Below are 24,204 nucleotides of genomic sequence, written 5' to 3'. Positions count from 1 at the left end.
CCACCGCAGAGTTCGATCGGGCGTTGGCTGGCCAGCGCAAGCTGCAGCGCGCCCACCCCTTGATCCGGCGTCACGCCCTGCGCCGGCCAGCCGGCTCCTACGACAGATGTGCCCATGCCCCGAGTGTCGCTGTGTATCCGCCTGCTGTTCGCCCTGTGTCTGCTGGCGGCGACGTTCAATCACCTGCGTGCCGCCTTCGAGCATGGCCTGCTCTGGGATTATGGCTACGGCGCCGCCACGCCCCTGCTCAGCCGGGCCTTCTGGGGCTCCCTGACGCTGTTCGATCCGCTGGCGGCGCTGCTGCTGGTGGTGCGCCCGCGCTGGGGCCTGCTGCTGACCCTGGCAATCATCCTGCTGGATGTGCTGCACAACAGCCTCTACGTGGCGGCCCACCACCAGTGGCTGGAGACTTTCTACCTGTCCCAGGTGGGGTTTGCGCTGGCGGTGCTGCTGTGCTTGCCGCTGGCCTGGCGCGGGCTGGGCAGATGAGCGCTCGGGGCTGGCGGTGCTAGGCTCTGGCGACCCGTTTTTATCCCTTCAAGGAGCTACACATGATCCGCTACCTGGCGCTGTTGGCGCTGCTCGCCGCGCCTTGGGTGCAGGCCGCCGATGCACTGCACGATGACCTGCCGCTCAAGTACCTGGAGCAGGCCCCGGCCGAGCCGCGCAACCAGCCGCTGGTGATTTTCCTGCATGGCTACGGCAGCAACGAGGCCGATCTGTTCGGCCTTCGCCAGCGCCTGCCGGCGAGCTACACCTATGTGTCGGTGCGGGCACCGCAGACCCTGGAGGAGGGCAGCTACCAGTGGTTCCACCGCAAGGGCCAGGGCCCCTACGACGGTGTGACCAGCGAGCTGGCCAGCGGCGCCGAGCTGATCGGCCAGTTTGTCCGCGCGGCGCTGGCCAAGTACCAGACCCAGCCGGACAAGGTGGTGCTGGTGGGGTTCAGCCAGGGCGCAGTGATGGCCTATGAAGTGGGCTTGCGCCATCCGCAGTCGGTGCGGGGCATCGCCGCGTTGAGCGGGAAGATCCTGCCGGTGCTGGCAGCGCAGGTGAAGAACAACCCGAGCCTGCAGCGCCTGGGCATCTTCATCGGCCATGGCACCCTTGACCAGCGCCTGCCCTACAGCGATGCGGTGGATGCCCGGCGCTTGCTGCAGGGGTTGTCACTGCAACCGCAGTTCCATGCCTACCCGGGCCTGGGGCACAGCATCAGCGAAGCGGAGATCGACGACCTCAAGGGCTGGCTGCAGGGGCTCAATCTCTGAGCCGGCACGGGGCCTACTGACCGAGGATCTGCTTCATCAGCGCGGCGTGGCCGGCCTTGTCGGTGGCCCGGGAAATTATCTGGATCACCGCCATGCGTGTGCCGGAGCCGGCAATCAGGGTGGAGTTCAGGGTCAGGCCGCCGCCCATGGTGGCGGTGCTGTCGATCTGGCGCACGCCAAGGCCCTTGAGGGTCATGTTCTTTTCGCTCTGCTTGCTGAAATCCGGCAGCGCCGCGGCCTGTTGCGCGAGAAAGCCGCTGACCGCGTCATCGAGAAAGGCGGCGTCGTTGTCCTGGACCTTGGCCCCCTGGGGAATGGTGTTCTGCGCCGCGATCACCACGGTACGGGTGGTGGCGTTGGAATACAGGGTGCCGCTGGCGCCCTCGGTACCATTGGCCTCGCTGCCGGCCGGCAGTACCGAAGCGCTGAACCCCTTGGGCAGGGTGAAGGCAAGCTTGCCGTCGAGGACTGCGACCTTCTCCCCCGAGGCCTGCCTAGCCGTGGATTTGCTGGCGGCGACCGCGTTCAGCGCGCCCAGGCCCGCCACGGCGGCGAACACCAGGACCAGGGCTTTTCTAGCGAAAGATGACATGGGCAATCTCCGGGCAGTGATCAAAGGCGCGCATCATCCCACGGCCGTCGCGGCCTGCTCCACAAGGATTTTTCAGCGCGGCTCCGATGACGGCCAGCCAAGGCTCGTAGGCGCTGGCTGGCCAGCGAAGGCGTCCGCCAGCCCGGTGCAACGCTAAGGGCCCCTGCGCCGGCCAGCCGGCTCCTGCACAGTGGCTCGCAACAGCCGCTTGCTCAGCCCCAGGACCAGCATCGACGCTGCCAGCGCCACCGCGAAGGCGAGCATGCCCAGCGGGGGCAGGGCCAGTGCCAGGGCCAGGCAGAAGGCGGCAAAGGCGTACAGGCCGGTGGTCAGGGAGCGCAGCAGGACGGTGGTGAAGGCCACACCGCGACTCTGATGGGAGAACACCGCAAGGACACTGCCAAGCACCGGGAACACCGCGAGCATGCCGCTCCAGCGTTCGCCGACGGTGCTGGCCAGCAAGGTCACGGCCAGGGTCAGCAGGGCCCCGGCGAGCATCCGGTAGGGCAGTTTGTCGGAGCGCGGCCCAGGGCTGGCGGGCAGTTCGCCCACCGGCGGAAACAGCCGCGGGGCCAGGAGCAGGGCGCTGGCGGCGCAGAGGCTGGAAAAACCCAGGGATGGCGGCACCTGGGCGATGACCGTGGCCAGCAAGGCCCACACCAGGGTCGCAATGGCCAGGGCCCCGGGCCAGGAGAAGCGCTGCGCGGCATGGGTATAGGCGACGCTGAAGGCGATCATCGCGAATACCGCCGACAGGGCCGCCACCGCGGCATGGGTGGCGAACACCTGGCCCTGCTCCAGGGCCAGGAACAGCAGGATCGGCCCCACCACTACGGGAAACCCCGCCAGCCAGCCGGCGACATTCGGGCCCCAGCGCTTGCTCGCCAGGGAGATCAACCACAGAAATCCGGGAACGGTCAGCAGTTTCAACAGCAGCATGGGCGCACTCGGCGGATGAACGGTGCGCCACGCTAGCATCCAACGCAGCGATTGGCGCGTATCTGCACGCAGGGAAGTGGTCGGGAGTGAAGTGCAGGGTCGTTTTTTTCTTGTACAGCGAAAAGGTATTGAATCGATTAAAGGCTTATTTGTATAAGTATTTTGGCTTTAAAGGCATTTTTTGACGATAAAAATTGTACAAAAATTAAATTGTCGTATAGGTTTTTAAGGTGTGGGATGTGCTGATAGCGGCTCAGTTTTTTCAAGGGGCGGCGGTCGCTGCCCACGCTTTTTGGGCTCCGAGGTCAGGCCCGGGTGGAACCGGGGCTGGGTCAGTTAGGTGGTCGACCACCTCGGAGGCCTTTTTTCCTTGGCACGTGCAAGGAATTGCCCGCCCCGCCAGCCTTTCGGAAGCCATGCGCCATGCACGATCCTCTCTCCCAGCACTTTCACGGCATTTTGCAGGGGTTGGGTGAAGACCCGACCCGCGAGGGCTTGCGGGACACCCCGCAGCGAGCCTCAAAAGCCTTGCGTTATCTATGCCACGGTTACGAAACCAGCCTCGAAGAACTGGTCAACGGTGCGTTGTTCAGCTCCACCAGCGACGAGATGGTGATGGTCCAGAACATCGAGTTGTATTCCCTGTGCGAGCACCATTTGCTGCCGTTCATTGGTCAGGCCCATGTGGCTTACATCCCCACCGGCAAAGTACTGGGCCTGTCCAAGGTGGCGCGGATCGTCGACATGTATGCGCGACGCCTGCAGATCCAGGAGAACCTCACGCGGCAGATTGCCGAGGCGATCCAGGAAGTGACCCGGGCGGCCGGGGTGGCAGTGGTCATCGAAGCGCGGCACATGTGCATGATGATGCGCGGGGTCGAGAAGCAGAACTCGCTGATGAACACCTCGGTAATGCTGGGGGCCTTTCGCGAGTCGGCCAGCACCCGCCAGGAGTTTCTCCAACTGTTGCGCAGGCAGCCTTGAATGAAACGCATGCGGCGAGTGGGCGTGGCCCGGTGGTGGTGGCTGCTGGTGCTGCTCAGCGCTACGGCCAGTGCCGGTTGGCAAGAGTCGTTGCCCCATGCGCGGCTGCTGGGCAGCGGCGAGTTCAGCTGGTTCGGCTTCAAGGTCTACACCGCGCGGCTCTGGGGCACGACGTTGCCATTGACGGCCGATAGCCCCTTCGCCCTGGAACTGACCTACCGGCGCACGATCAGCCGCGACGATCTGGTGCAGACCAGCCTCGACGAGATCCAGCGCCTGTCCGGCAGCGCGGTGAGCCCGGCGCAACTCAAGGACTGGCAGGCGCAGATGCAGCGCGCCTTCGTCGATGTCGAACCGGGCCAGCGCATCACCGGGGTGTTCCTGCCCGGGCGCGGGGTGCAGTTCTTTGTCGACCAGCGCTTGCAGCACAGCGTCGAGGACGAAGCCTTCGCCCGAGCGTTTTTCGCCATCTGGCTCGACCCGCGCACCCGCAATCCGCAGTTGCGCGCACAACTGCTGGGCCAATAGCGGGCGCAGCACAGGAGAGGTTGCATGTTGAAGAAATACTTGCTGTTGCTGTGCCTTGGCCTGGTTGCGTGCAGCGACCTCGACGTCAAGCAATACCGTGACCAGAAGCCCGAACTGGAGCTGCGCCAGTTCTTCAGTGGCCGGGTCGAGGCCTGGGGGCTGTTCCAGAAGCGCTCCGGCGAGGTGATCAAGCGCTTTCACGTGCAGATCGACAGCCGCAGCGAAGGCGAGAAATTCATCATGCACGAAGACTTCACCTACAGCGACGGCACCCGCCAGACCCGGGTCTGGACCCTGGTCTCCGCGGGGCCCGGGCTGTGGCGCGGCACCGCCGACGATGTGGTCGGCGAGGCCCTGGGTGAAGTCGCCGGCAATGCCCTGCGCTGGCGCTACGTGCTCAACCTGCCGGTGGACGGCAAGACCTACCAGGTGCACTTCGATGACTGGATGTACCTGTTGGATGAAAACACCCTGGCCAATCGTTCCTACATGACCAAGTTCGGCTTCGAACTCGGGCAGGTGACGCTGTTCTTCCGGCGTCAGCCCGGCTGATTGGGCCCGGTCCGCGCCTCAGGGCGGGTCGTCGAGAAAGCGCCCCTGGTGGTCCGGGCTCGGCAGTAAACAGACGTCGAGACGGCCGAACAACCGATAGCGATTGCGCGCAATAAGGTTGTAGACCCCATCCCGCAGCGGCCGGGGAACCCCGCGCAGCAGCCGCAGCCAGCGCCAGGGCGCCGGCAGTTGCGCCATCAGGCGGATAAACGCATCGGAGCGCTGGGACAGCCGGCCTTCCTCGATCAGCACCACGCTGTCGAACTGCGCGGTGGGCAGGCCGAACCAGGCCAGCAGCGCCTGGCCCTGGGGCGATTGCACCGAGGCCAGCTTGATCCGCCGCTGGCTGTCGTGGCGGATGACGAAGCGCACCGAGGCATTGCACAGCTTGCACACGCCATCGAACAGCAGCACCCGGTCGCCGGGTTGCAGGAAAGGGGGCAGAGGTTCGGGGGGCGTCGCAGGGCTGTTCACTGGGCTACCTTGGGCCAGAAAATACTCGCTGCCGAAGGTTTCGGCGCAGGGCACAACCTGCGCAGCATACTCGCCTTGGCGGGGTAAATTCAGGCTTGGGTGCCCGCTTTGAAACGTCTAAGCTGGGCCCCTGCGTCAATCTGCCTGGGAACTATCCGTGAAATTCAGCTTGCCGAAAATCGCCACCGCGCCCTTCTGCCCGCCGGAGGTCGCAGGTTCCGTTGCCGTCGACGCCGGCGCTTCCCTGTGGCGCCGCCTGCTGCGCTTTGCCGGCCCCGGGCTGCTGGTTTCCATCGGCTACATGGACCCCGGCAACTGGGCCACGGCCATCGAGGCCGGCTCGCGCTACGGCTACAACCTGCTGTTCGTGGTGCTGCTGGCGAGCCTGGCGGGGATGGCGGTGCAGTGCCTGTGTTCCCGCCTGGGGATCGCCACCGGGCGCGACCTGGCCCAGCTCTGCCGCGAGCGCTACAGCACCCGCTCGGCGCGCACCCAGTGGCTGCTGGCAGAGGTTTCGATCATCGCCACCGACCTGGCCGAAGTGCTGGGCTGCGCCTTGGCGTTCCACCTGCTGCTGGGGGTGTCCCTGAGCACCGGGATCGTCATCACCGCCTTCGACACCCTGTTGGTGCTGGCCCTGCAGAACCGCGGCTTCCGCCGGCTGGAGGCGATCATGCTGGCGCTGGTGGCGACCATTGGCGTGTGCTTCTTCATCGAGCTGTTGCTGATCAAACCCTACTGGCCGGACGTGGCCCGGGGCTTTGTCCCCTCGCTTTCGGCCATCAGCGACGCCGCGCCGCTGTACCTGGCCATCGGCATTCTCGGCGCCACGGTCATGCCCCACAACCTCTACCTGCACACCTCCATCGTGCAAACCCGGCTGGTGGGCAACGACCGCGCCAGCCGCGCCGATGCCATCAAGCTGGCGCGGATCGACACCATCGGCTCGCTGGCCCTGGCGCTGCTGGTGAACGCGGCGATCCTGATCCTCGCCGCCGCGGCCTTCCACAACACCGGCCACAGCGATGTGGTGGAGATCCAGGACGCCTACCACCTGCTCGACCCGCTGGTGGGCGGGGCCCTGGCCAGCGTGCTGTTCGGCGTGGCGCTGCTGGCTTCGGGGCAGAGCTCGACCTTTACCGGGACCATTGCCGGGCAAGTGATCATGGAGGGTTACCTGAACCTGCGGATTCCCTGCTGGCAGCGGCGCCTGATCACCCGTGGGCTGGCCCTGATCCCGGCGTTCATCGGCGTCTGGCTGCTGGGTGACGGCGCCGTGGGCCAGTTGCTGGTGCTGAGCCAGGTGGTGCTCAGCCTGCAACTGCCATTCGCCCTGTACCCGCTGATCCGCATGACCAACGACCGGCGCCTGATGGGCGAGTTCGTCAACCGCTGGCCGACCCGGATCCTCGCCTGGAGCCTGTTCGCCATCATCAGCGCGGCCAATGCCTGGCTGATCCTGCAAATGGCCCTGTAGGAGCCGGCTTGCCGGCGAAGGGGCCTTCGGATCCTGCCCAAGCCTTGCTGCCGCCTTCGCTGGCAAGCCAGTTCCTACGGGGCGGGGCGGCGGTCCCAGTAGGGCTCTGGGCCGAATTTCTCGACGAAGAAGTCGATCACCGTGCGCACTTTCACTGACAGCCGGCGGCTGCCGGGCCAGAGGGCGGCGATCTGTTGCGGTTCGAGGCTGGTGGCCACCTCGAAGTCTTCGAACAGCGCCACCAGCCGGCCCTGGTGCAGGGCTTCGCCAATCAGCCAGGAAGGGAACATCACCAGCCCCAGGCCCTGTTCGGCGGCCTGGGTCAGGGTGTCGGCGTGGTTGCCGGTCAGCGGGCCCTTGACGCTGTAGGGCGTCCAGTCTGCCCGGCCCTGGCGGAAGAACCAGCGCTGCTGGCCGGTCTCGCCCTTGTAGGCCAGGCATTGGTGCCGGTGCAGTTGCTCCGGGTGGTCTGGGACGCCGTGTCGGGCCAGGTACGCCGGGCTGGCCGCTACCCGGTAGCGCTGCGGGGCCAGCAGGCGCGCCTGCATCGAGGAGTCTTCCAGGGTGCCGATGCGAAACAGCAGGTCAGTGCCGTCCTGCAAGGGGTCGATGTAGCTGTCGGTCTGCTGGATATCCAGCTGCAGCTTCGGGTAGCGCCCGTGCAGTTCACCGAGCCAGGGCGACAGGTGGCGCTGGCCAAAGACCACCGGGGCGTTGATCCGCACCAGCCCGGCCGGTTCGTCCTGCTGTTCCTGCAGCGCCTGTTCGGCTTCCTCCCACTGCGCCAGCACCCGCCGCGCGTGGTGCCCCAACAGGCGCCCGGCCTCGGTGGGGCTGACGGCGCGGGTGTGGCGGTAGAGCAACTGCTGGCCCAGGGCCTGTTCCATCAGTTGGATCTGCCGTGAAATGGACGAGGGCGCCAGCCCCTCGCGGCGCGCCACGGCAGAAAAACTGCCCTGGTCGAGCACGGCGATAAACAGGCGCAGGGCCTTGAAACCGAGGTCGTTGAAGCCGTGCATGGGTCGATCCTGCTGTGCGTTTTACGCAAAGGTGTTGTCGGCATGCTCCCATTTATCGCAAAGCTTGCGCAATCGATAATGCCGCCCATTCCTTGATGTCGAGCAGGTGTTGCATGTCCTCTGAAACGATAGAAGTACCGCTGCCCAACCCGGTGGCGAGCGCTGTACCCGCTGCCGGCTGGCAGGGCCTGATGCTGTTGCCGCTGGTGATCCTGGCGGGCATGGGCCTGTCGGTGGAGGCCGGTCTGCTGGGCCCGCTGGGGAGCCAGGTGGGCCATCTGTGGGCAACCCTGAGCATCTTCGGCGTGGGCACGGCGCTGCTGTTGCTGCTGCTGTTGTTCAGCGGCCCGCAGCCCGGCCCGGCCTTCAGCCAGCTGCCGCGCTGGCAGTTGCTGGGCGGGGTGCTGGGGCCGATCTACGTGGTGGTGCTGACGTTGGCCACGCCCCATATCGGCATTGCCATGACCATGATCGCGATCCTTTCCGGGCAGGTGGGCAAAAGCGTGCTGATCGACCATTTCGGCTGGTTCGGCAGCGCCCGCAAGCCGGTCAATGCCGAACGCTGGCTGGCCCTGGCGCTGATTGTGCTGGCCCTGATCCTGATCGCCCGAGGTTGAAGATGAATCTGTTTCTATTGCTGGTTGTGGTGGTGGCCGCCGGTGCGGTGCTGAGTGTGCAGGCGGCGATCAATGGCCGCCTGGGGGAAAGCGTCGGTGTGTTGCGCAGCAGCCTGCTGACCTTTGCCGTGGGCGCCCTGATCACCGGGCTGCTGATTGTGTTTTTCCAGCCGCTCCAGGCCATGACCCTGCTGCAGGCGCCGAAATGGCAACTGACTGGCGCGCTGTTCGGCGTGGTCTACATGCTGGTGATGGTGGGGGCCGTGCCCCGGGTCGGCACTGCGGTGGCCACGGTGGCGGTGATTCTCGGGCAGTTGGGCATGGGCATGTTGATCGACCACTTCGGCTGGTTCGGCAACCCGGCCATCGAGCTGTCGCCCAGCCGCCTGCTGGCGATGCTGTGCCTGGCCCTGGCGCTGCTGTTCATGTACCGCAGCAGCGTGCGCCGCGCCTGAACCCGCTTCAGTCGCCCTCCAGGCACGCGGCGCCAGCCAGTGCCACCTGGGCGTCTTCACCGGACTTGACCCCGGAAACCCCCACCGCACCGACCACCTGGCCGCCGACGCGGATCGGCACGCCGCCTTCCAGGGAGGTGAGCAGCGGCGCCGAGAGAAAGGCGCTGCGCCCGCCATTGACCATGTCCTCGTAGGCCTTGGATTCGCGCCGGCCGAGGGCCGCGGTGCGGGCCTTTTCGGTGGCGATATAGGCACTGATCGGCGCGCAGCCGTCGAGGCGCTCCAGGGCCAGGGGATGGCCGCCATCGTCGACCACGGCGATGCTCACCGCCCACCGGTGGCGCTGGGCCTCGGCGCGGGCGGCGGCGAGGATGCGGCGGGCTTCGTCTTGACCCAGTACGGCTTTGTGCTGCATGGCGATCTCCAGGGGCGTGAGGTTCAGGGCAGGGCGGCTTCCAGCACTTCGATCCAGTGCCGTACCGGGGTCCGGCCGGCGCCGTCGAGGTGGCTCTGGCAGCCGATGTTGGCGGTGGCAATGAGGTCCGGCTGGCCGCTTTCCAGGGCCTGCAGCTTGTCGTCCCGCAGTTGTCGCGCCAGCGCCGGCTGGGTCAGCGAATAGGTGCCCGCCGAACCGCAGCACAGGTGGCTGTCGGGCACCGCGGTGAGGTGAAAGCCCAGGCGTTGCAGCAGGCTTTCCACGGCGCCGCCGAGTTTTTGCGCGTGCTGCAGGGTGCAGGGGCAGTGGAAGGCCAGGCGCTGGTCGCTGTGGGCGCCGAGCTGTTCCAAAGGTTCGTCCCGCAGCACTTCCACCAGGTCCCGGGCCAGGGCACTGACCCGCTGGGCCTTGTCGCGGTAGGCCGGGTCATGGGCCAGCAGGTGCTGGTAGTCCTTGATGAAGGCGCCGCAGCCGCTGGCGGTCTGGACGATGGCTTCGGCCCCCAGTTGCAGGTGCGGCCACCAGGCGTCGATATTGCGCCGGGCGCGCTGCAGACCGGCTTGCTGGGCATCCAGGTGATAGTCCACCGCGCCGCAGCAGCCGGCCTCGCTGACCGGTTGCACGCTGATGCCCAGGCGATCCAGGACCCGCGCTGCGGCGGCGTTGGTATTGGGTGACAGCCCCGGCTGCACGCAGCCTTCGAGCAGCAGCACGCGCCGTGCATGAAGCAGGGGCGGACGCGGTTTGGCGCTGGGCACCTGGCGCGGCAGCTTGTCCTGCAGGGCCTGGGGCAGCAGCGGGCGCAGGCGGCTGCCGCCATGGATCAGGGCCTTGAACAGCAGCGGGTTGGCGCTCAGCGCCCGCAGGCCGCGGCGCAACAATTGCTGGCCGGCGGGCCGGGGCAGGGCGGCATCCACCGCGGCGCGGCCGATGTCCAGCAGGTTGTGGTAGTCGACCCCGGAAGGGCAGGTGCTTTCGCAGTTGCGGCACGACAGGCAGCGGTCCAGGTGCTGCTGCGTCTGGGCGGTGGCCGGTGCGCCTTCGAGCACCTGCTTGATCAGGTAGATGCGCCCCCGCGGGCCGTCCAGCTCATCGCCCTGCAACTGGTAGGTGGGGCAGGTGGCGTTGCAGAAGCCGCAATGCACGCAACTGCGCAGGATGCGCTCGGCTTCGGCGGCCCGGGGCAGTTGCCGGGCCTCGGGGCTGAGGGTGGTCTGCATGGTCTAGAGCTCCGCGTAGAGTCGGCCGGGGTTGAAGATCCCTTGCGGGTCCAGCTGGGCCTTGAGGCGCTGGTGGTAGTGCAGCAGGGTCGGCGCCAGGGGCTGGAACGGGCTGTCCAGCAGGCCGTGGCTGTAGCAACTGGCGTGACCGCCGACGGCACTGGCGGCGGCGCGGATATCGTCGGCCGTGGCATCGGTCTTCAGCCAGCGCTGGGCGCCGCCCCAGTCCAGCAGTTGTTCGCCGGGCAGGGGCAGCAGCGGCGTGTTGTGCGGCAGCGACAGGCGCCACAGCGGCAGGCCGGGGTTGAAAAAATCCAGTTGCTGTTCGTTGAGCTGGCTCCAGTAGCCCGGGTCCAGGGGCTCGCCGCCGAGCCGGTCATGGGCCGCCGCCACCGAGCCTTCACCACCCTCCAGGCGCAGGTGCAGGCGTTCGCCATCATGGCAGGCGGCGCTGATGGGCAAGGGCTGCTGGCCCCATTCGGCAAGCTGAGCGAGGGCCCGCTGGCGGTCCATTTCCAGGCTCAGGCTCAGGCATTGCCGGGGCTTGGGCAGGACCTTCAGCGAGACCTCGGTGACCAGCCCCAGGCAGCCGTAGCTGCCGGCCATCAACCGCGACAGGTCATAGCCGGCGACGTTCTTCATCACCTCGCCGCCAAAGCGCAGGTGCTGGCCGCTGCCGCTGATGACCCGGGTGCCGAGGACGAAATCGCGCACCGCCCCGGCCCAGGGCCGGCGCGGCCCGGACAGGCCGCTGGCGAGCATGCCGCCCAGGGTCGCGCCGGCGCCGAAGGACGGCGGTTCGCAGGGCAGCATCTGCCCGGCGGCGTCCAGGGTGGCGTGCAGCTCGGCGAGCGGCGTGCCGGCCCGGGCGCTGATCACCAGCTCCGTGGGGTCGTAGCTGACGATGCCGCGATGGCTGCGGGTATCGAGGATTTCCCCGGCACTCTCGCGGCCGAGAAAGGCCTTGCTGTTGGAGCCCTGGATGCGCAGCGCGGTGTTGCTCGCCAAGGCATCGCGCACCTGTTCCAGCAAGGCCTCGGCGGCGTCGAAATCGCTGGCCACGTTCATCAGAATCGCTCCAGTTCGGGGAAGGGCAGTTGCCCGTGGTGGATGTGCATGGCGCCAAATTCGGCGCAGCGGTGCAGGGTTGGGATGTTTTTCCCCGGGTTGAGCAGGCCGCTGGGGTCGAAGGCCGCCTTGATGGCGTGGAACAGGGTCAGCTCGTGGTGGTTGAACTGGGCGCACATCTGGTTGATTTTCTCCCGGCCCACCCCGTGTTCGCCGGTGATGCTGCCGCCCACCGCCACGCACAGTTCGAGGATCTTGCCCCCCAGGGCCTCGGCCCGCTCAAGCTCGCCGGGCTGGTTGGCGTCGAACAGGATCAAGGGGTGCATGTTGCCGTCGCCGGCATGGAACACGTTGGCCACCCGCAGCTGGTGTTCGTCGGCCAGGCGGCCGATGCCCCGCAGCACCCCCGGCAGCTCGCGGCGGGGAATGGTGCCGTCCATGCAGTAGTAGTCCGGGGACAAGCGCCCCACCGCCGGGAAGGCGTTCTTGCGCCCGGCCCAGAAACGCACGCGCTCGGCCTCGTCCCGGGCCAGGCGCACCTGGCTGGCGCCGGCCCGTTCCAGCACCTGGCGCACCCGTTCGCAATCGTCGTGGACATCGGCTTCCACGCCGTCCAGCTCGCACAGCAGGATGGCCTCGGCGTCCACCGGGTAGCCGGCATGGATGAAGTCCTCGGCGGCGCGGATCGCCAGGTTGTCCATCATCTCCAGGCCGCCGGGGATGATGCCCGCGGCAATGATGTCGGCCACGGCGCGGCCGGCGGCCTCCACCGAGTCGAAGGCCGCCAGCAGCACCTTGGCGATCTGCGGCTTGGGCAGCAGCTTGACCGTGACTTCGGTGATCACCCCCAGCAGGCCTTCGGAGCCGGTGAACAGCGCCAGCAGGTCGAAGCCCGGCGCGTCCAGGGCCTCGCTGCCCAGGGTCAGGGGCTGGCCCTCGACGCTGAGCATCTGGACCTTGAGCAGGTTGTGCACGGTCAGGCCGTATTTCAGGCAATGCACGCCGCCGGCGTTTTCCGCGACATTGCCGCCAATCGAACAGGCGATCTGCGAAGAGGGGTCGGGGGCGTAGTACAGGCCGAAGGGCGCGGCGGCCTGGGAGATCGCCAGGTTGCGCACCCCGGGCTGGAGCCGGGCGCAACGGGCGGCGGGGTCGATCTGCAGGATGTCCTTGAAGCGCGCCATCACCAGCAGCAGGCCCTTTTCCAGGGGTAGGGCGCCACCGGACAGGCCGGTGCCGGCGCCCCGGGCCACCACCGGCACCCGGTGGGCGTGGCAGATCTGCAGGATGCGCTGCACCTGGTCCAGGTGCCGGGGCAAGGCCACCAGCATCGGCGTGCTGCGGTAGGCGCTCAGGCCATCGCATTCGTAGGGTTTGAGCTGTTGCTCCTGGTCCAGCAGCTCCAGCTCCGGTAGCTGCTGGCGCAGGGCCTGGATCAGGGCCTGGCGGTCGACGTCGGGCAGGGCGCCATCGAGGCGTTCGTCGTAGAGAATCGTCATGGCGGGTAAGGACCTTGTGTGGTTTTTATCAGGTCGCGAATGCTGTACGGCTGCCTTGCATGATTGGCCCGGCGGGCCTTAGTGTCCATGTGCGTTGGCAGTGGTCGAACCACTTTGTTTTCCAGGGCAGGCCGGGGTTTTTCAAAAAAACAAGGTTTTTCAAAAGCTTGGCGGGCGCGCAGGAATAGCCGGGCAAATGGCACAGGGCTGGTCATACCAGTGGGAGGAAGCATGCAGGACACGCAAGCGGGGCGTCGGCCCCAGGTGGCGGACCTGGTCTGCGCGCGGATCGAGCGGCTGATCGTCGACGGGGTATTCAAGACCGGCCAGTTGCTGCCCTCGGAACGGCGCCTGACGGCCAAACTCGGGGTTTCGCGCACGGCCCTGCGCGAGGGCCTGAAACTGCTGCGGGCGCGGGGCATCATCGACACTCGACAGGGCCGCGGCTCCCAGGTGGCGCAACTGTCGGCCCCGGCAGCGCAGTCGCCGCTGATGCATCTGTTCAGCTCCCAGCCCCGTACCCTCTACGACCTGCTGGAAGTGCGCAGCCTGCTTGAAGGCGAGTCGGCGCGGCTGGCGGCCCTGCGCGGCACCGAAGCGGATTTCGTGCTGATCGAGCGCGCCTACCAGGCCCTGCTGCAGGCCCATGAACAGGCCCTGGAGCCCGCCGCCCTGGCGCGCCTGGACCACGCCTTTCACCTGGCGATCTGCGAGGCCTCGCACAACCCGGTGCTGGTGCAGACCCTGGCCTCGCTCACCGACCTGCTGCTGAACTCGGTGTTCGCCTCGGTCAACAACCTCTATCACCGCCCGGCGCCCAAGCGCCAGATCGACCGCCAGCATGCGCGGCTGTACAACGCAGTCACCGGGCGCCTGCCGGAACAGGCGCGCAAGGCGGCGCTGGCGCATATCCAAGGCATTGCCCGCAACCTCAGGGACATCGAGGGCGAAGAACAGCGGCTGGTGCGCGCTACGTTGCGTTTGCAGGGCTGGGAGTGAGGGGCCGACCATCAGTCGCGTGCGCCCTGGCCGGGCGGTGTCTTGGCCTAACCTGTGGGGACTCGGCCCGAGCGGGACGCTCGATCAAGCGCCTGCCCAAAGGGCCGAGCCTTGAACCCGAGGAGCCATGCCATGTCTACTGAAACCTGTGCCTGCCCGGCCTGCACCTGCAAGCTGGGCGCCCATGCCATCGTCCGTCACGGCAAGCACTACTGCTGCCAGGCGTGCGCCGACCATCACGCCCACGGCGAGCCTTGCGCTTCCACCGAAGGCTGCAAATGCGCCAAGGGCGCCCACGGCTGAGGGGGGATTGGCGGGTGGGGCCGGGCGGCTCCACCCGCGTTGCTGCGCCCTAGACCGACGGGCGCCAGGTGACGTTTTCGATACCGAACTTTTCGGCCATGGGCTTGCTGGTCTTCTTCACCCGTTCGCGGCCGAAACGTCCTATCCGACCCACTCCAGCGTCGCAACTGGCCCAGTGCCAGGCCTCGGCGTTGTCCATCTTTTCCTGGCGGATAATGAAGGACTTGGGGGCGCCGTGGAGGGTGTATTCGATGACGAAAAGTTTTGCGTTGTTCATAAAGCCTTGGTTCCTCCCTGTGATCTTTTAGTGATCCTGGCGCGACGGAAAAATTCACTCGAATTCTGCGCCCGGGCTACCGACGGTCATGGGCCGCCAATCGTTCTATCCGAATGGATTTCCCGGCGGCGCCCAGGCCTTCATATGGATGGGCGCGGCAGCGGTTGGCGGCGCACCGGGCGGCTGGTTACCATGGGCGCCCGCCGACCTGCCGCGACCTTGCCATGGCCCTAGCCGCCCCTCCCGACCTCAGCGACCCCGCGATCCCGGTGCAACCCCTGGCCCGCACCTATCCGCGGGGCTTGTTCATCGAGCCCCATGAACACGATTGGGGCCAGTTGCTCTATGCCATGAGCGGGGTGATGTGGGTCGAGACGCCCCATGAAGCCCTGGTGGTGCCGCCCCAGCGCGCGGTGTGGTTGCCGCCGGGGGTGAGCCACGGGATTCGCGTGGTCAGCGACCTGCAGATGCGCAACATCTACCTGCGCCCGTCCCTGGCGGCGACCCTGGACCCCAGCGTCCAGGTGCTGCAGGTGGACAACCTGCTGCGCGAGTTGATCGTGCGCCTGGTGGAACTCGACCCGCCGCAGCCGGAGTACTACGAGGCGCTGGTGGGGCTGGCCCTGCTGGAGCTGCGCCGGGCTCGCCGCTCGCAATTGAAGATAGCCCTGCCGGACGCCTCCGACCGGCGCCTGGGCAGCCTGTGCCAGGCGGTGATGGCGGCGCCGTCCCTGGCCATCTCCTTTGAACAGCACGCCGACGCGGCGGGGGCCAGCGTGCGTACCCTGGCGCGGCTGTTCAAGGAGCAGTTGGGCGTGGGCTTTGCCGAATGGCGGCGCCAGGTGCAACTGGCCACCGCTGCCGCGGAACTGATCCAGGGCGTACCGGTGAGCCGCATTGCCCGGGAGCTGGGCTATTCCCCCAGCAGCTTCAGCGACATGTTCCGCCGGGAACTGGGTGTCGCGCCTTCCCAGTACGCCAGCGCCAGCCAGGTGTAGTCGCTACCACAGGCTCGGGCCGCGTTCGGACGAACGGCTGCGAAGCAGACGCGGCGATCTCAAAGCCGCCATAGGTTCCTCGGGATATCGCCAAGCAAGGCCCTTCGGTCCTTTTCGCAGCTTCGCAGGCTCAGCAGCGGCTACAGGGCTGCCTGGCGTCGTGTAGCCGCTGCCGCAGGCTCGGGCCGCGTTCGGACGAACGCTCTGGGCGGCACTCCGTCGCAGGAGACGTGAAGATCCCCAGAGTTCCCGCTGTGCATCAGGCGCACGCCCGCCAAGCGACCGCCAGGGTTTCGGCCTTGGCCGAAATCCTGAAGCACTTGGCCGATGCCGCGGGACCGTGCCACCTAGACTGTGCCGCACACGCCACTTCACCCCGGCATGAGCCGCACGGCCTCTGGAGCGCAGCATGAACTACCTGATTTCCCTGGCCGCCGGCCTGTTGGTCGGCCTGCTTTACGGCGCCTTGCAGGTGCGCTCTCCGGCACCGCCGGCAATCGCCCTGGTCGGCCTCTTGGGCATGCTCGGCGGTGAGCAGTTGTGGCCCCTGGGGCGCCAGTTGCTCGGCAGCTGGCTGTCCTGAACAGGCATTTTTCCTTTCTTCCCCGACTCATGGAACCGACGATGAAAGCACTGCAATTTTCCGCCACCGGCGACCTCGCGGCCCTGCACGTAGTGGACCTGCCCACCCCGGTGCCGGGTGCTGGCCAGGTGCTGGTGCGCATCAAGGCCGCGGGCCTCAACCCCAGTGATGTGAAGAACGTCCTCGGGCGCTTTCCCTACACCACACTGCCGCGGGTGCCCGGGCGGGACTTTGCCGGGGTGGTGGAGCAGGGGCCGGCGCAACTGCTGGGCCAGGAAGTCTGGGGCACCGGCAAGGAGCTGGGCTTCTTCGCCGACGGCAGCCATGCCCAGTACGTGGTGCTGTCCGCCCAGGGCGTGGCCCGCAAGCCACGGCACCTGAGCTTTGCCCAGGCCGCGAGCCTCGGGGTGCCCTACACCACGGCCTGGGATGCCCTGGAGCGCAGTGGCGTAGCCCGTGGCACCCGGCTGCTGGTGATCGGCGGCGGCGCGGTGGCCTCGGCGGCCCTGGCCCTGGCCAAGGTGCGCGGGGCCCGGGTGCTGGCGGCGGCGCGTCGGGCGGAGCAGGTCCAGGCGCTTGAAGCCCAGGGCTACCCGACCCTGCACCTGCAACAGCCGGAAACCCTGGCGGCCCAGGTGGCCGAAGTCTATGCCGGCGGTGCCGAGGTGATCTTCGACACCACTGGCTTCTGGCTGCCGGCCTCGGTGCCGGCCCTGGCCACCTTTGGCCGCATCGCCATCATCGCCGCCCCGGTGGACGGCCATGTGCAACTGCCGGCCCTGGCGCTGTACCGCAAGGGTGGCTCGGTGGTGGGGATCAACTCGCTGTTGTATGGCGTAGAGGCGTGCGCGGCGATGCTGGAGCAGTTCGGCCGCTATTTCGATGAAGGCCTGCTACCGCTGCCGGAAGGCCTGGTGGAATCGCCGCTGGAGCGGGGGCTGGAACGTTATGCCGAAGTGAACCAGGGGCGCGGCGAAAAAATCATCCTCATCCCCTGAGCGCAGCGGCCATCCCTGCGTAGGAGCCCGCTTGCTGGCGAAGAGGGCTCTGAGATCGCCTTCGCCGGCAAGCCGGTTCCTACGGGGGATGCGTGCGCTGTGTGTTCTGTGTAGGAGCCAGCTTGCTGGCGAAGGGGCCCTTGAGATCGCTTTCGCCGGCAAGCCGGCTCCTACGGGGGATGCGTGCGCTGTGTGTTCTGTGTAGGAGCCAGCTTGCTGGCGAAGAGGCCTTGAGATCGCCTTCGCCGGCAAGCCGGCTCCTACGGGGGATGCGTGTGTTGTGTGCTCTGTGTAGGAGCCAGCTTGCTGGCGAAGGGGCCCTTGAGATCGCTTTCGCCGGCAAGCCGGCTCCTACGGGGGATGCGTGCGCTGTGTGTTCTGTGTATGAGCCAGCTTGCTGGCGAAGAGGGCCTTGAGACCTCCATCGCCGGCAAGCGGAACGCCGCCTGGCCGCTCCCGGGAGAGAAATCAGGTCTCGGGCACGCCCTTTTCCCAGGCCGACCAGTTGCCGAGGATGTCCTGCACCAGGGGGTTGCCCGCCCGGTAGAGGTTTTCCAGGGCCGGGACAAAGCCGCCCTGGTCGGCGTACTTGAGCAGGTTGTCCACTTCGCTGGCCCCCGGGGCCGGGCGGTCGAAGTCGGAACCGGCGCGCACTACCGCCAGGCGCTGGATGTCCAGCAGGCCCTCGCGGCTGGCCCGCAGCAAGGCTTCGTAGGTGGAATTGTCTTCCTGCTGGGTAGTGCAATAGGTGCCTTTGTTGTCGGTCAGCAAGCGGGTCCAGACCTCAGCCCGTTCGCTCAGGCGGGTGCCGGAAAACCAGGTGTTGCCCGCCAGGGTGTCGCAACGGGTCACCACCGGTGGCTGGTTGGCCGGGGCCTGGGGGTATTTCAGGCGCCAGGCCGCCGATTCCTTGCTCTCGCTCAGGGCCACGTTGCGGCTCAGGGCGAAGGCCTTGGCCTGGAGCTTGGGGTTCAGCTCGAAGACTTCGGTCTTGTAGTCCAGGGGCGGTTTTTCGTTGGGGCCTTTGGTGTTGATCCCCAGGTAGCCGGTGGGCCAGCCCTTGGGCGCATCCCGGGAGTCGATTTCCCACTGGGTGCCGAACTCCACCAGGTAATGGGCCCAGGCGGCGGTGCCAATGGTGCCGTGCCGGGGGCTGATGCCGGCGATCCCGGCAATCAGGAAATAGCTCTTGCGCAGGTCGAATTTGGGCGACAGGGCCAGGGCCAGGGTCGACGCCGCGGCATTGGTCTGGCCCATGCCGGTGGTCAACAGGCACACGTCCCGGTCGTTGCAGCGAATCACCGGATACTCCGCCGCCAGCCCCGGCACGCGGATCTCGCGCTTGAGCTCCAGGCGCTCGATCCAGTGCTGCGCTTCCGGCGCGAACATGCTGATCAGCACCACCTTGGGCTTGATCGGTGCCTCACTGGCCCAGGCGCCGCTAGCCACCAGTGCACTCAAGCCCATTGCCCACGAAACCTTTTGAATCCCACGCATACAACCTCCATGACTGCCGTTAATTGGCGCTTATCCTGCCTGATCCAGGTTGCAACTCAGCGCAACCTGTTCGGTCTTGGCACTGCTCTAGAACTGATAGCCCACCCCTGCGTAATAGCCCCAGCCATTGGAGCGGGCACGGAACTGGCCATCACCGAAATTCAGCACGCTGCCATCCTCCCAGTTGCCGCCGTTATGGAAGTAGCGGCCCACCAGGGTGAAGCGCAGGTGGGTGAAGGAATAGAGCAGCACGTTGGTGGCCACCGTGGCGTTGGCGGTGCGGGCCGGGTTGTCCTTGTGCAGGTCGGAGCCGAAATCGAAGTTGGTGAAGCCGATGTAGGTCAGCGAGGCGCCGTTGCTGAAGCTGTCGATGGGCACGATGTATTTCAGCTGGGCGCGGTAGCCGTCCCAGGAGTATTCGTTGCTGGCGCCGTAGTTTTCCCACTGGTAGCGGCCGTAGAAGTTGGCCGAGAGGTTGACCCGCGAATGGGTGTCGATGTCGGTGCCCAGGCCGCTGTACAGGGTGTTGGCGCGGTTGGCGGTGCGGCTGCCGTGGTCGTAGATCCAGTCGAAGGCCACGTACCATTCCTTGAACGGGCCGATGGCCAGGCTGCGGCCGGCCAGGTAGTCGATGGAGATTCGCGGCTCGTGCTCCATGAACAGCGGCGAGCCGTGGTCCCAGATGCCCTTGTCGTGGCTGTTGCCGATGTCGAGGATCTTCGGCAGGTCGATGTAGCCGTACAGCTCGAAGGGGCCCTTGCGCCCGAAGTATTCGTATTCCAGGTAGATGTCGTCTGCCGGGCGCGGGCCGAAGCTGATGTCCTTGCTGCCGATGAGCATCAGGTCCTGGTTGTACCAGTCGGAGAGGTAAGCGCCCTGTTTGGCCGCTTGCACATCGGCGCTCAGGCTTTCGCCCTGGGCCGAGTCGTCCGCCAGGGTGGCGGGGGGCTGGGCGAAGGCGCTGGGTAGACCCGTAACGCCGGCCAGCCACAACGAAACAGCCAGGGTACGGCAGGACGCATGGCGTCGCAGAGGGTTGAGCATGGAAAGTCCCTGTTTTTGCAGTGTGAAGTCCCTTGTGCTCGCACTTCGAAAGAAGGCGGCGAACACCCACAAAATTACAACTCGCAAACGTTTGCATATGGCGTACCAACTTGAAACAGTGGCTTGCGACAAAGGCGTGAATGGCCGCTGGATTGGCGCTTGGGGCGGGGTGCGTGCCGATGGCGGGGAGGGCCGGACGCTGCAGGCCTGGGCAATGCCCGGCCCCCAGGCCCGGCGCTGGTGCAGGCGTGCAATGCTAGAGTGCGCCGCTTACCCGCCACCACCTCGGGAGTGACCATGGAGCTGTCCGACCACCTGCTGATGCTTGAATGCCAGTTGCAACAGGCCGAAGTGCGTGCCGATCGCCAGGCGCTGGAGGCCTTGCTGGCCGATGACTTCCTTGAGTTCGGCGCCAGCGGCGGGCGCTGGGACAAGGCCCAGGTGCTGGCCAGCCTGCCGCAGCAGGTGTTCATCGAACGGCGCATCAGCGAGTTCGCCGTGCAGTGCCTGGGGCCCGACCTGGCCCAGGTCACCTACCTGTGCCATAACGCCGCAGCGCCGGGGCGGGCGGCCAGCAGCGCCTGGCGCAGCTCGCTGTGGCGCTGCCAGGAGGGGCGCTGGCAGATGCTGTTCCATCAGGGCACGCCGCGGCCAAGTGCCTGAGGGCTCTGCTAGAATCCCGGTCCCAGACTTGACGAGGTGCCCCATGAGCGAGCCGATTCGCCTGACCCAGTACAGCCACGGAGCCGGCTGCGGCTGCAAGATTTCCCCCCAGGTGCTGGAGGTGATCCTGGCCGGCAGCGGGGCGCAGAACCTCGACCCCAAGCTCTGGGTCGGCAACGCCTCGCGCGATGACGCGGCGGTGTACGCCATCGATGAAGAGCGCGGCGTGGTCTCCACCACCGACTTCTTCATGCCCATCGTCGACGACCCCTTTGATTTCGGCCGCATCGCCGCCACCAACGCCATCAGCGACATCTACGCCATGGGCGGCGACCCGCTGATGGCGATTGCCATTCTCGGTTGGCCGGTGAACGTGCTGGCCCCGGAAATCGCCCGGGAAGTGATCCGCGGCGGCCGCGCCGTGTGCGACGCGGCGGGCATTCCCCTGGCCGGCGGCCACTCCATCGACGCGCCGGAGCCGATCTTCGGCCTGGCGGTCACCGGGCTGGTGGAAAAACGCTTCATGAAACGCAACGACACCGCCACCGCCGGCTGCCTGCTGTACCTGACCAAGCCCCTGGGGATCGGCGTGCTCACCACCGCCGAGAAAAAGGGCAAGCTGCGCAGCGCCGATATCGGCCTGGCCCGGGACTGGATGTGCACCCTGAACAAGCCCGGCAGCCGTTTCGGCAAGCTCGAAGGGGTGACCGCGATGACCGACGTCACCGGTTTCGGCCTGCTCGGGCACCTGGTGGAAATGGCCGACGGCAGCGGCCTGACCGCGCGCATTCACTACGACCGCGTACCGCGCCTGCCGGGGGTCGAGTACTACCTGGACCAGGGCTGCGTGCCCGGCGGCACCTTGCGCAACTACAGCAGCTACGCCGACAAGGTCGGTCGGGTGCAGGAACTGCACAAGCGCGTGCTCTGCGACCCGCAGACCAGTGGCGGGCTGCTGGTGGCGGTGACCCCGCAAGGCAATGCCGAATTCCTGGCCCTGGCGGCGGAACTGGGCCTGGAACTGGCGCCGATTGGCGAGCTGGTGGAGCGACAGAGCCACGCGGTCGAGGTGTTCTGATGTCTCTGGACTGCACCGACTACCGCGAGATCTTCCTCAACGACCGGCCAATGATGGATACCCGGGCGCCGATCGAATTCACCAAGGGCGCCTTTCCCGGGGTGCTCAACCTGCCCCTGATGACCGACCAGGAGCGCCAACGGGTCGGCACCTGCTACAAGCAGCAGGGGCAGCAGGCGGCCATTGTGCTCGGGCATCAACTGGTGTCCGGCGACATCAAGGCCCAGCGCATCCAGGCCTGGGCCGATTTCGCCCGGGCCCACCCCGACGGCCTGCTGTACTGCTTCCGTGGCGGCCTGCGCTCGCAGATCGTCCAGCAGTGGCTCAAGGACGAAGCAGGCATCGCTTACCCGCGGGTCGGCGGCGGCTACAAGGCCATGCGTACCTTCCTCCTGGACACCACTGAACAGGCCCTGCAGCAGTGTGATTTCGTCCTCCTGGGGGGCATGACCGGCACCGGCAAGACCCAAGTGCTGGGCCAGCTGGACAACGCCCTGGACCTGGAAGGCCACGCCAACCACCGCGGCTCCAGCTTCGGCCGCCGCGCCACCGGCCAGCCGAGCAACATCGACTTCGAAAACCGCCTGGCGGTGGACCTGCTGAAAAAGCGTGAGCGCGGCGTGCAGAGCTTTGTCCTGGAAGACGAGAACCGCATGATCGGCAGCTGCGCCTTGCCGCTGCCGCTGTACCAGAGCATGCAGGGCCTGCCCATGGTCTGGCTGGAGGACCGCCTCGACAGCCGGGTGCAGCGCATCCTCGACGATTACGTGGTCAACCTCAGCGCCGAGTTCGTAGCCGTGCATGGCGAAGAAGGTTTTGCCCTGTTTGCCGAACGCCTGCTGGAAAGCCTGAACAAGATCCACAAACGCCTCGGTGGCGAGCGTCACCAGCGCCTGTTCCTGCTGATGGAAGCGGCCCTGGCCGAACAGGCCCGCAGCGGTGACGTGGAACTGCACCGAGCCTGGATCGAAGGCTTGCTGGGCGAATACTACGACCCGATGTACGCCTTCCAGCGCGAGAGCAAGGGCGCGCGGATCGAGTTCAGCGGCGAGCACGGCGCCGTGCTCGATTACCTGCGCCAGCGCCAGCCGCCATCGCGCTAGCGCTCAAAAAAACCGCGCGCTCGCAGTACCTGAGCGCGCGGTGTTCGCAGGCGTCAGCCGGCAGGGCGTGGACGGTCGAGCAAGGCCTCGACCACGGCCCTGGCCATTTCCACGGAATGCACCATGGACCAGATCAGGCCGCGTTCGATGCCGCTGGCGCGCTCGGTGATTTCATCGGACACCTCCTCGGCGCATTTGAGCAGCAGGGCGACGTGCCTCAGGGCCTCTTCGGCGCTGACCCCGGCTTGCACGCTGAACAGGGTATTGCCCTGGGCATCGCGCAGGCCGAACGGGCGTGCCTGGGTCGGTTTCAGTGCGCTGAGCAGGTTGGCGTTGGCGCGATCCAGTTCGGGATCGCGCAGTGGGCGGGGTGGAGCGGGGACGAGCTTTTTCATTGGGGTACCTACGACTCTAAGGTTAAGTAGAGCCGCCGGTCTCGCTTCCACACGAGAGGGTGGCAGCCGTGCGTGGGTGTGGAAGACCGGGGAGTCTTTTGGTACCCAAAACCCGGCGCACCCGAAGGTGCCCCACGCATGGCCGCCATAACACGTATCCGCAGGCGCAAAGCGTCGGCAGGCGCGTTGAAGCGTTGTACCTATGACCCTTCCGGACTTCCACATCCGAGTCGCTGATTGCGCAGCGACCGGGGGAGACTGCCTGACGAACACCAAGGGCACAAGCCGCTCAAAGGCGTTGGCGATTCTCTCGGACAAGCCTTACAAAACAAAGCGAAAATTCTTGTTTCGGGAGCGGCATTCCCTGACCTGTTTGTTTCAAGACGATGCGGGGGGGGGGCGCGTGCGGGAATTTCCATTGGAGGCCAGCACTCAACGAACGCCAGAGCCTCCACGAGATACCGATCAGTGGTGATGTTGCAGGTATTCGTTCAGGGCCTGACGGGTCAGATCGTTCAACGATACATTCTGCCGGGTGGCGGCCACGGCAGCCGCTAGATGAAGGTCGTGGCCTACCCGAACGTTGAACGAGCCTTTGCAAGGGATTTCGGGTGCTGTACCCGATTGTTCACAGGTATCCAGATAGTCGTCTACTGCCTCTTTGAAGGCCGCTTCGAGTTCAGCCACGGTCTGCCCTTCATAGCTAACCAGGGCCCTTATGAACTGAAGTTTGCCAAAGAGGCAATTGTCCTCGGTACTGACTTCGATAGAGCCGAAATAGCCCTTGTACTGCAGTAAGTTGTTCACGGTATGAGACCTCCCGATTTCAGTTGCTCGATCACTTGGCGGCGTATGTAGGCCTTAAGCTCATTACCGGGGTGCGGTTTGTGCAGGTTGATTATTGCGCCTGGATCGCCATTGTCGAATTTTACCCGGCTGCCTGAGCCCTCCAACGGTGTGTAGCCCAGGCGCTTGAGGAGAGTGACCAGTTCCTGCCAGGAAAAGGTCCCTCGGTCGTTGAGTAACTTGGCGAGAAGCTTATCGTTCTTGGACACGGCATCCTCTTTTTTTTGCGACTAAATTTAGTTGCATAATTCAAGAGTGTCAATGTGAGTCACTTATAAGCTTCGACCACCAG

Annotated in this window: 30 protein-coding genes; 16 read left to right on the top strand and 14 right to left on the bottom strand. The window is 66.4% G+C overall.

All coding sequences use genetic code 11. The features are described 5' to 3' along the window. Positions 1–114: 114 nt before the first annotated feature. Both KCG88_RS23310 and KCG88_RS23305 read left to right on the top strand, forming a co-directional pair. Positions 115–489 carry a hypothetical protein gene (locus tag KCG88_RS23310; protein ID WP_199521950.1) on the top strand — a complete coding sequence of 125 codons (375 nt, stop codon included), beginning with the start codon at positions 115–117 and terminating at the stop codon, positions 487–489. Positions 490–551: 62 nt separating this feature from the next. Beyond that, positions 552–1,268 (top strand): alpha/beta fold hydrolase, encoded by a 717-nt coding sequence (locus KCG88_RS23305; RefSeq protein ID WP_047285615.1) that lies wholly within the window; start codon positions 552–554, stop codon positions 1,266–1,268. A 13-nt stretch (positions 1,269–1,281) separates the two neighbouring features. Here the strand turns inward: KCG88_RS23305 and KCG88_RS23300 are convergent, their stop codons facing one another. Further along, complete coding sequence (locus KCG88_RS23300; protein ID WP_210713185.1) at positions 1,282–1,860, bottom strand: hypothetical protein; 579 nt, start codon at positions 1,858–1,860, stop codon at positions 1,282–1,284. 153 nt (positions 1,861–2,013) lie between these two features. Continuing rightward, complete coding sequence (locus KCG88_RS23295; protein ID WP_019093529.1) at positions 2,014–2,799, bottom strand: hypothetical protein; 786 nt, start codon at positions 2,797–2,799, stop codon at positions 2,014–2,016. A gap of 423 nt (positions 2,800–3,222) precedes the next feature. Between KCG88_RS23295 and folE the strand changes: the two genes are divergently transcribed. From folE to KCG88_RS23280, 3 genes are read left to right on the top strand one after another with little or no spacing between them, the layout of a single operon-like run. After that, positions 3,223–3,783 carry a GTP cyclohydrolase I FolE gene (gene folE, locus KCG88_RS23290; protein WP_015635048.1) on the top strand — a complete coding sequence of 187 codons (561 nt, stop codon included), beginning with the start codon at positions 3,223–3,225 and terminating at the stop codon, positions 3,781–3,783. Then, a complete protein-coding gene (locus KCG88_RS23285) occupies positions 3,784–4,311 on the top strand; it encodes a chalcone isomerase family protein (protein WP_210713184.1) in 528 nt (175 codons plus the stop codon). A gap of 24 nt (positions 4,312–4,335) precedes the next feature. After that, entirely contained in the window at positions 4,336–4,863 is a 528-nt protein-coding gene (locus KCG88_RS23280; RefSeq protein WP_210713183.1) for a DUF3833 domain-containing protein, read from the top strand. A gap of 18 nt (positions 4,864–4,881) precedes the next feature. Here the strand turns inward: KCG88_RS23280 and KCG88_RS23275 are convergent, their stop codons facing one another. Then, positions 4,882–5,337 carry a thiol-disulfide oxidoreductase DCC family protein gene (locus KCG88_RS23275; RefSeq protein WP_047285722.1) on the bottom strand — a complete coding sequence of 152 codons (456 nt, stop codon included), beginning with the start codon at positions 5,335–5,337 and terminating at the stop codon, positions 4,882–4,884. 178 nt (positions 5,338–5,515) lie between these two features. Between KCG88_RS23275 and KCG88_RS23270 the strand changes: the two genes are divergently transcribed. Continuing rightward, positions 5,516–6,814 (top strand): Nramp family divalent metal transporter, encoded by a 1,299-nt coding sequence (locus KCG88_RS23270; protein ID WP_199521952.1) that lies wholly within the window; start codon positions 5,516–5,518, stop codon positions 6,812–6,814. 74 nt (positions 6,815–6,888) lie between these two features. On the opposite strand, the gene KCG88_RS23265 is transcribed toward KCG88_RS23270, so the two are convergent. Next, positions 6,889–7,833 (bottom strand): LysR family transcriptional regulator, encoded by a 945-nt coding sequence (locus KCG88_RS23265; protein ID WP_047336317.1) that lies wholly within the window; start codon positions 7,831–7,833, stop codon positions 6,889–6,891. Positions 7,834–8,024: 191 nt separating this feature from the next. Here KCG88_RS23265 and KCG88_RS23260 point away from each other — a divergent pair, with 191 nt between their 5' ends. Both KCG88_RS23260 and KCG88_RS23255 read left to right on the top strand, forming a co-directional pair. Next, on the top strand, positions 8,025–8,450 hold the full coding sequence (locus KCG88_RS23260) for a DMT family transporter (RefSeq protein ID WP_225368796.1): 426 nt from the start codon (positions 8,025–8,027) through the stop codon (positions 8,448–8,450). A 2-nt stretch (positions 8,451–8,452) separates the two neighbouring features. After that, a complete protein-coding gene (locus KCG88_RS23255; RefSeq protein WP_210713182.1) occupies positions 8,453–8,905 on the top strand; it encodes a DMT family transporter in 453 nt (150 codons plus the stop codon). Positions 8,906–8,912: 7 nt separating this feature from the next. Here the strand turns inward: KCG88_RS23255 and KCG88_RS23250 are convergent, their stop codons facing one another. From KCG88_RS23250 to glcD, 4 genes are read right to left on the bottom strand one after another with little or no spacing between them, the layout of a single operon-like run. Further along, positions 8,913–9,320: a heme-binding protein gene (locus KCG88_RS23250; RefSeq protein WP_210713181.1), complete on the bottom strand. Its 408-nt coding sequence runs from the start codon at positions 9,318–9,320 to the stop codon at positions 8,913–8,915. 23 nt (positions 9,321–9,343) lie between these two features. Next, complete coding sequence (glcF, locus tag KCG88_RS23245) at positions 9,344–10,561, bottom strand: glycolate oxidase subunit GlcF (protein WP_210713180.1); 1,218 nt, start codon at positions 10,559–10,561, stop codon at positions 9,344–9,346. 3 nt (positions 10,562–10,564) lie between these two features. Further along, positions 10,565–11,629 (bottom strand): glycolate oxidase subunit GlcE, encoded by a 1,065-nt coding sequence (gene glcE, locus KCG88_RS23240; protein ID WP_210713179.1) that lies wholly within the window; start codon positions 11,627–11,629, stop codon positions 10,565–10,567. Next, entirely contained in the window at positions 11,629–13,128 is a 1,500-nt protein-coding gene (gene glcD / locus KCG88_RS23235) for a glycolate oxidase subunit GlcD (RefSeq protein WP_210713178.1), read from the bottom strand. The genes glcE and glcD overlap by 1 nt, the downstream gene beginning before the upstream one ends. A gap of 231 nt (positions 13,129–13,359) precedes the next feature. Here glcD and glcC point away from each other — a divergent pair, with 231 nt between their 5' ends. Together glcC and KCG88_RS23225 are read left to right on the top strand one after the other, a co-directional pair. Continuing rightward, positions 13,360–14,127 carry a transcriptional regulator GlcC gene (gene glcC / locus KCG88_RS23230; protein WP_210713177.1) on the top strand — a complete coding sequence of 256 codons (768 nt, stop codon included), beginning with the start codon at positions 13,360–13,362 and terminating at the stop codon, positions 14,125–14,127. 132 nt (positions 14,128–14,259) lie between these two features. Beyond that, positions 14,260–14,430 carry a metallothionein gene (locus KCG88_RS23225; RefSeq protein WP_041117282.1) on the top strand — a complete coding sequence of 57 codons (171 nt, stop codon included), beginning with the start codon at positions 14,260–14,262 and terminating at the stop codon, positions 14,428–14,430. 49 nt (positions 14,431–14,479) lie between these two features. Here KCG88_RS23225 and KCG88_RS23220 read toward each other — a convergent pair whose 3' ends face one another. After that, positions 14,480–14,707 carry a DUF6555 family protein gene (locus KCG88_RS23220; RefSeq protein ID WP_011060569.1) on the bottom strand — a complete coding sequence of 76 codons (228 nt, stop codon included), beginning with the start codon at positions 14,705–14,707 and terminating at the stop codon, positions 14,480–14,482. A gap of 224 nt (positions 14,708–14,931) precedes the next feature. Here KCG88_RS23220 and KCG88_RS23215 point away from each other — a divergent pair, with 224 nt between their 5' ends. From KCG88_RS23215 to KCG88_RS23205, 3 genes are all read left to right on the top strand, one after another. Beyond that, complete coding sequence (locus KCG88_RS23215) at positions 14,932–15,705, top strand: helix-turn-helix transcriptional regulator (protein WP_041117284.1); 774 nt, start codon at positions 14,932–14,934, stop codon at positions 15,703–15,705. Between the two features lie 409 nt (positions 15,706–16,114). Continuing rightward, on the top strand, positions 16,115–16,288 hold the full coding sequence (locus tag KCG88_RS23210) for a DUF1427 family protein (RefSeq protein ID WP_015635062.1): 174 nt from the start codon (positions 16,115–16,117) through the stop codon (positions 16,286–16,288). Positions 16,289–16,329: 41 nt separating this feature from the next. Further along, positions 16,330–17,286: a zinc-binding alcohol dehydrogenase family protein gene (locus KCG88_RS23205; RefSeq protein ID WP_047285642.1), complete on the top strand. Its 957-nt coding sequence runs from the start codon at positions 16,330–16,332 to the stop codon at positions 17,284–17,286. Between the two features lie 468 nt (positions 17,287–17,754). Here KCG88_RS23205 and KCG88_RS23200 read toward each other — a convergent pair whose 3' ends face one another. Continuing rightward, a complete protein-coding gene (locus KCG88_RS23200) occupies positions 17,755–18,783 on the bottom strand; it encodes a purine nucleoside permease (protein WP_210713176.1) in 1,029 nt (342 codons plus the stop codon). 87 nt (positions 18,784–18,870) lie between these two features. Further along, positions 18,871–19,827, bottom strand: coding sequence for a nucleoside-specific channel-forming protein Tsx (locus tag KCG88_RS23195; RefSeq protein ID WP_210713175.1), 957 nt, complete (start codon positions 19,825–19,827; stop codon positions 18,871–18,873). Positions 19,828–20,088: 261 nt separating this feature from the next. Between KCG88_RS23195 and KCG88_RS23190 the strand changes: the two genes are divergently transcribed. From KCG88_RS23190 to mnmH, 3 genes are read left to right on the top strand one after another with little or no spacing between them, the layout of a single operon-like run. Further along, positions 20,089–20,490, top strand: coding sequence for a nuclear transport factor 2 family protein (locus tag KCG88_RS23190; RefSeq protein WP_241774824.1), 402 nt, complete (start codon positions 20,089–20,091; stop codon positions 20,488–20,490). A 43-nt stretch (positions 20,491–20,533) separates the two neighbouring features. Then, positions 20,534–21,568 carry a selenide, water dikinase SelD gene (selD, locus tag KCG88_RS23185; RefSeq protein WP_015635068.1) on the top strand — a complete coding sequence of 345 codons (1,035 nt, stop codon included), beginning with the start codon at positions 20,534–20,536 and terminating at the stop codon, positions 21,566–21,568. Next, positions 21,568–22,671, top strand: a complete 1,104-nt coding sequence (gene mnmH / locus KCG88_RS23180) for a tRNA 2-selenouridine(34) synthase MnmH (protein ID WP_047336328.1) — start codon at positions 21,568–21,570, stop codon at positions 22,669–22,671. The genes selD and mnmH overlap by 1 nt, the downstream gene beginning before the upstream one ends. Positions 22,672–22,724: 53 nt before the next feature. Here the strand turns inward: mnmH and KCG88_RS23175 are convergent, their stop codons facing one another. From KCG88_RS23175 to KCG88_RS23165, 3 genes are all read right to left on the bottom strand, one after another. Continuing rightward, positions 22,725–23,066, bottom strand: a complete 342-nt coding sequence (locus tag KCG88_RS23175) for a DUF3077 domain-containing protein (RefSeq protein ID WP_047336329.1) — start codon at positions 23,064–23,066, stop codon at positions 22,725–22,727. Between the two features lie 465 nt (positions 23,067–23,531). Beyond that, complete coding sequence (locus KCG88_RS23170) at positions 23,532–23,873, bottom strand: type II toxin-antitoxin system HicB family antitoxin (RefSeq protein WP_047285654.1); 342 nt, start codon at positions 23,871–23,873, stop codon at positions 23,532–23,534. Beyond that, on the bottom strand, positions 23,870–24,121 hold the full coding sequence (locus tag KCG88_RS23165; RefSeq protein WP_210713174.1) for a type II toxin-antitoxin system HicA family toxin: 252 nt from the start codon (positions 24,119–24,121) through the stop codon (positions 23,870–23,872). The genes KCG88_RS23170 and KCG88_RS23165 overlap by 4 nt, the downstream gene beginning before the upstream one ends. Between the last annotated feature and the right edge of the window lie 83 nt (positions 24,122–24,204).

Source organism: Pseudomonas sp. MWU349, assembly GCF_017947325.1.
GTDB classification, from domain to species: domain Bacteria; phylum Pseudomonadota; class Gammaproteobacteria; order Pseudomonadales; family Pseudomonadaceae; genus Aquipseudomonas; species Aquipseudomonas protegens.
This window is presented reverse-complemented; position numbering and strand designations above follow the sequence as displayed.

Excerpts from the sequence above, each read along its gene's own strand:
- KCG88_RS23265 (WP_047336317.1), bottom strand. The coding sequence starts at position 7,833 with ATGCACGGCTTCAACGACCTCGGTTTCAAGGCCCTGCGCCTGTTTATC.
- KCG88_RS23225 (WP_041117282.1), top strand. The coding sequence starts at position 14,260 with ATGTCTACTGAAACCTGTGCCTGCCCGGCCTGCACCTGCAAGCTGGGC.
- KCG88_RS23210 (WP_015635062.1), top strand. The coding sequence starts at position 16,115 with ATGAACTACCTGATTTCCCTGGCCGCCGGCCTGTTGGTCGGCCTGCTT.
- KCG88_RS23280 (WP_210713183.1), top strand. The coding sequence starts at position 4,336 with ATGTTGAAGAAATACTTGCTGTTGCTGTGCCTTGGCCTGGTTGCGTGC.
- KCG88_RS23310 (WP_199521950.1), top strand. The coding sequence starts at position 115 with ATGCCCCGAGTGTCGCTGTGTATCCGCCTGCTGTTCGCCCTGTGTCTG.
- selD (WP_015635068.1), top strand. The coding sequence starts at position 20,534 with ATGAGCGAGCCGATTCGCCTGACCCAGTACAGCCACGGAGCCGGCTGC.
- KCG88_RS23285 (WP_210713184.1), top strand. The coding sequence starts at position 3,784 with ATGAAACGCATGCGGCGAGTGGGCGTGGCCCGGTGGTGGTGGCTGCTG.
- KCG88_RS23305 (WP_047285615.1), top strand. The coding sequence starts at position 552 with ATGATCCGCTACCTGGCGCTGTTGGCGCTGCTCGCCGCGCCTTGGGTG.
- KCG88_RS23300 (WP_210713185.1), bottom strand. The coding sequence starts at position 1,860 with ATGTCATCTTTCGCTAGAAAAGCCCTGGTCCTGGTGTTCGCCGCCGTG.
- KCG88_RS23205 (WP_047285642.1), top strand. The coding sequence starts at position 16,330 with ATGAAAGCACTGCAATTTTCCGCCACCGGCGACCTCGCGGCCCTGCAC.
- glcD (WP_210713178.1), bottom strand. The coding sequence starts at position 13,128 with ATGACGATTCTCTACGACGAACGCCTCGATGGCGCCCTGCCCGACGTC.
- glcC (WP_210713177.1), top strand. The coding sequence starts at position 13,360 with ATGCAGGACACGCAAGCGGGGCGTCGGCCCCAGGTGGCGGACCTGGTC.
- mnmH (WP_047336328.1), top strand. The coding sequence starts at position 21,568 with ATGTCTCTGGACTGCACCGACTACCGCGAGATCTTCCTCAACGACCGG.
- folE (WP_015635048.1), top strand. The coding sequence starts at position 3,223 with ATGCACGATCCTCTCTCCCAGCACTTTCACGGCATTTTGCAGGGGTTG.
- glcE (WP_210713179.1), bottom strand. The coding sequence starts at position 11,629 with ATGAACGTGGCCAGCGATTTCGACGCCGCCGAGGCCTTGCTGGAACAG.
- KCG88_RS23215 (WP_041117284.1), top strand. The coding sequence starts at position 14,932 with ATGGCCCTAGCCGCCCCTCCCGACCTCAGCGACCCCGCGATCCCGGTG.
- KCG88_RS23200 (WP_210713176.1), bottom strand. The coding sequence starts at position 18,783 with ATGCGTGGGATTCAAAAGGTTTCGTGGGCAATGGGCTTGAGTGCACTG.
- KCG88_RS23220 (WP_011060569.1), bottom strand. The coding sequence starts at position 14,707 with ATGAACAACGCAAAACTTTTCGTCATCGAATACACCCTCCACGGCGCC.
- KCG88_RS23250 (WP_210713181.1), bottom strand. The coding sequence starts at position 9,320 with ATGCAGCACAAAGCCGTACTGGGTCAAGACGAAGCCCGCCGCATCCTC.
- KCG88_RS23195 (WP_210713175.1), bottom strand. The coding sequence starts at position 19,827 with ATGCTCAACCCTCTGCGACGCCATGCGTCCTGCCGTACCCTGGCTGTT.
- KCG88_RS23255 (WP_210713182.1), top strand. The coding sequence starts at position 8,453 with ATGAATCTGTTTCTATTGCTGGTTGTGGTGGTGGCCGCCGGTGCGGTG.
- glcF (WP_210713180.1), bottom strand. The coding sequence starts at position 10,561 with ATGCAGACCACCCTCAGCCCCGAGGCCCGGCAACTGCCCCGGGCCGCC.
- KCG88_RS23260 (WP_225368796.1), top strand. The coding sequence starts at position 8,025 with ATGCTGTTGCCGCTGGTGATCCTGGCGGGCATGGGCCTGTCGGTGGAG.
- KCG88_RS23295 (WP_019093529.1), bottom strand. The coding sequence starts at position 2,799 with ATGCTGCTGTTGAAACTGCTGACCGTTCCCGGATTTCTGTGGTTGATC.
- KCG88_RS23175 (WP_047336329.1), bottom strand. The coding sequence starts at position 23,066 with ATGAAAAAGCTCGTCCCCGCTCCACCCCGCCCACTGCGCGATCCCGAA.